Source organism: Streptobacillus ratti, from assembly GCF_001891165.1.
In the GTDB taxonomy this organism is placed as follows: Bacteria; Fusobacteriota; Fusobacteriia; order Fusobacteriales; family Leptotrichiaceae; genus Streptobacillus; species Streptobacillus ratti.
In genome coordinates, this window is sequence record NZ_LKKW01000058.1 from 1 (window position 1) to 2959 (window position 2959).

General features: G+C 26.3%; 4 protein-coding genes and 2 tRNA genes. 2 read left to right on the forward strand and 4 right to left on the reverse strand.

Annotated elements, in window-relative coordinates:
- The first annotated feature begins 101 nt into the window (after window positions 1–101).
- Window positions 102–195: transfer RNA gene (locus BT993_RS06695), tRNA-Ser, on the forward strand.
- A gap of 11 nt (window positions 196–206) precedes the next feature.
- Window positions 207–283 (forward strand) — tRNA-Arg (locus BT993_RS06700).
- 105 nt (window positions 284–388) lie between these two features.
- On the opposite strand, the gene BT993_RS06705 is transcribed toward BT993_RS06700, so the two are convergent.
- The 4 genes from BT993_RS06705 to BT993_RS06715 all read right to left on the reverse strand — a co-directional run.
- Window positions 389–1000: an ADP-ribosylglycohydrolase family protein gene (locus BT993_RS06705; RefSeq protein ID WP_208600523.1), complete on the reverse strand. Its 612-nt coding sequence runs from the start codon at window positions 998–1000 to the stop codon at window positions 389–391.
- Window positions 997–1116: an ADP-ribosylglycohydrolase family protein gene (locus BT993_RS07575; protein WP_208600524.1), complete on the reverse strand. Its 120-nt coding sequence runs from the start codon at window positions 1114–1116 to the stop codon at window positions 997–999. The genes BT993_RS06705 and BT993_RS07575 overlap by 4 nt, the downstream gene beginning before the upstream one ends.
- A 934-nt stretch (window positions 1117–2050) precedes the next feature.
- The gene (rplS, locus tag BT993_RS06710) at window positions 2051–2401 is read right to left on the reverse strand and encodes a 50S ribosomal protein L19 (protein ID WP_072593795.1); all 351 of its coding nucleotides are present in this window, start codon (window positions 2399–2401) and stop codon (window positions 2051–2053) included.
- A 343-nt stretch (window positions 2402–2744) separates the two neighbouring features.
- The coding region (locus BT993_RS06715; protein ID WP_143604308.1) for a S1 RNA-binding domain-containing protein at window positions 2745–2959 on the reverse strand (215 nt) is incomplete at its 5' end.

Genomic DNA, 2959 nt, shown 5'->3' on the forward strand with positions numbered 1-2959 from the left:
TACTTTTGGAATTTAGGGGTTATCTATAATATCATATTTTTTTATTGACAACATAAAAAAATTATAGTATACTTATTGAGTATCTAAGAAGTATACTGTGTGGATAAGTGGTAGAGAGGCCGAATACACTTCCCTGCTAAGGAAGCATCCGGGCATAAACCTGGATCGTGGGTTCAAATCCCACCTTGTCCGCCATTTTTTTATATGTACCTATAGCTCAATCGGATAGAGCGTTTGACTACGGATCAAAAGGTTGCGGGTTCGACTCCTACTAGGTACGCCATTATGAAATAAAAATATTTATATATAAAGGGCTTAAAGCCCTTTTTCTTATTCCAAAAAACTTCCTAATTATTTTAAATTTAATCTCACACTATATTTTATCTATTTATATTATATAAAATAGATATTCTTCTATTTCTTCTTTATTTCTCAATTTTTCAATCCAATCTTTAGGTATATTATTAAATCCGTAAATTATTCCAGATAATCCACCAGTTATGGCTCCTATTGTATCTGTATCATCACCTAAATTTATAGCTTTTAATACTGATTCTTCAAAACTATTTGGAGTTAAGACACACCACAAACTAGCTTCTAAAGTATCAACTACATAACCTGTTGATTTTATTTCTTCCTCTTTCAAGGTATAAAGATATTTTAGTCTTGAAAAGTGTTCACTACATTCTAAGTTATCAAGTATATCTCTTAAATTTTTCTTTTGAACTAAAGATTTTATTATATTTACATAAATTCTACATGCTTCCTTAGAAATAGAATGTGCATGAGTTATAGCAGATACTTCATCTATCTCATCATTAGTAGAATTTATAAAAACTAAAGGTAATATTCTCATTAAAGAACCGTTACCATTTGAAAAAAAATCATCTAAACCTTGTCCAGAATCAAGTGCTTGTCTTGTGGTAATACCTACATCAAATACTCTTTTATCCGTTGTATATTCACCTTTGTATAACCAATTATTAAATCTATTCCTCATATCTTTAACATCAATTTTATATTTATTTTTTTTAAACTATCTAGTGTTGCTAATAACATACTTGTATCATCTGACCATGTTCCTGCAGGTTGATTATGAGTTCCATATCCTACCATATCAATACAAAACTACCTCTCCTTTTAAATTCAAAAGGAACTCCTAGACAATCTCCTATTATAAACCCATATATTGCAGATTTTAAGTTTAAAATAATTCTCACCTCTTTTTATATCATATATAGAAAAACCTAGCCTTCGCTAGATTTATATCATTATTTTCTAATTTCTCTAATTCTAAAAGTTTTATACTGTATCATAATAATTACTGTATTATCTATTAAATTTATTGCAAACATAAGTATATCCTTTTAAACTTAATCGAATTTTAGTTCTAAATTTATTCAAATGTTGTGAGATAATACATATAACCTTTCAATGAAAAGTATAACAAAGAAGTTAAAAAAAATCAATAGTTGAAATTGGGTTAAATATATTTGACAACTAAACAAATCTTAGTTATGAATTTATTCTAAAAATTTGCATTTTTTTTGAATTTAATGTATAATACAAGTGTAATTTAAATACATTTGAATGATACATAAAAGAGAAGTTGCTGCTTCTCTTTTTTTTGTGCTATAATGTACACGTCTTTACTCTGAAAGGAGGTGAGACTGTGTCATTCAAGTGTAAATTCATTATATTTTTAATATTGCTTTACTTATTATTCCCAATAATAGCATATTAAATTTATAACTAACAAGGTACTGCAGCAACAGTATCTTGTTTTACTCTCACTCTATATTTAACATAAAGTTAATTTTAACCTTACAAAATCAATATATTTCTCATCTTTAATCTTTTCCGAACTATTAAAAGTTTTAGTATAATTAATGTTTCATCTAAAAAAATATCTTTCAATTCTAATTTCCAACAAAAATGAATATTAATTGTTGCCAACATAAGTGAATTTTAACCATATTATAAGCATATCTTATTTTTTAAAGATATTAACAAACAAAGAAAAAACCTAGCTTTCGCTAGGTTCATATAATTATTTTCTAATTTCTTTAATTCTTGCTGCTTTACCACTTAATCCTCTTAAGTAATATAATTTAGCTCTTCTTACTTTACCTATCTTCTTAACTTCGATTTTATCAATTAGTGGAGAGTTAATTGGTATAATTCTTTCTACTCCAACTCCTGAAGATACCTTTCTTACTGTAAAGCTTTTTTGAATACTTCCACCAGAAATTCTGATTACTACACCTTCAAAAACCTGTATTCTAGTTTTGTTTCCTTCTTTTACTGTGTAGTGTACAGCTACTGTATCTCCAGCTTTAAATTGTGGTAAATCTGATTTTAAGTATTCTTTTTCTACTAATTCTATTAATTTCTCTTTCAAGAAATTCACATCCTTCCCTCTAAAACATTCGTATTTTCTCTACATAATATGTGTCATTGAAAACAGCGGAATATTCGCTTAATTTACTTATAGATAATATCATATTTTAAATTTTTTTTCAAGTATTTTTTTAAATTGGTGGTATATACCTTGTTTAGTTGTCAAACATATGTAACAAAATATTTAAAAAGTTTCTGTATAAGTGTGTAATTAACCACTTAGTCACCTTTTTTACATTTTTATTAATTTGTTAAACTATTTTGATACTCTCTTACTACCTCATTCGGACTCTTAAAGTTTAGTACTTTTCTCCTTATATTATTATATCTACTACAATACTTCTTTACTCCTCTAACTCCTCTATTTTTTTAATAGAAAGTAAGATGGAATTTTTATTATTATTTTTATCAAATACTACAACTTTAATTTTATCTCCAACATTAAAGTGTTCATTTATATCTTTTATTTGTTCTTGAGATAATTCCTTTTTAGGAACTAATCCTTTGAAATCATCAGTTAATTTAACAAGTAATCCACTTTCTAATATGTCAGTAATTT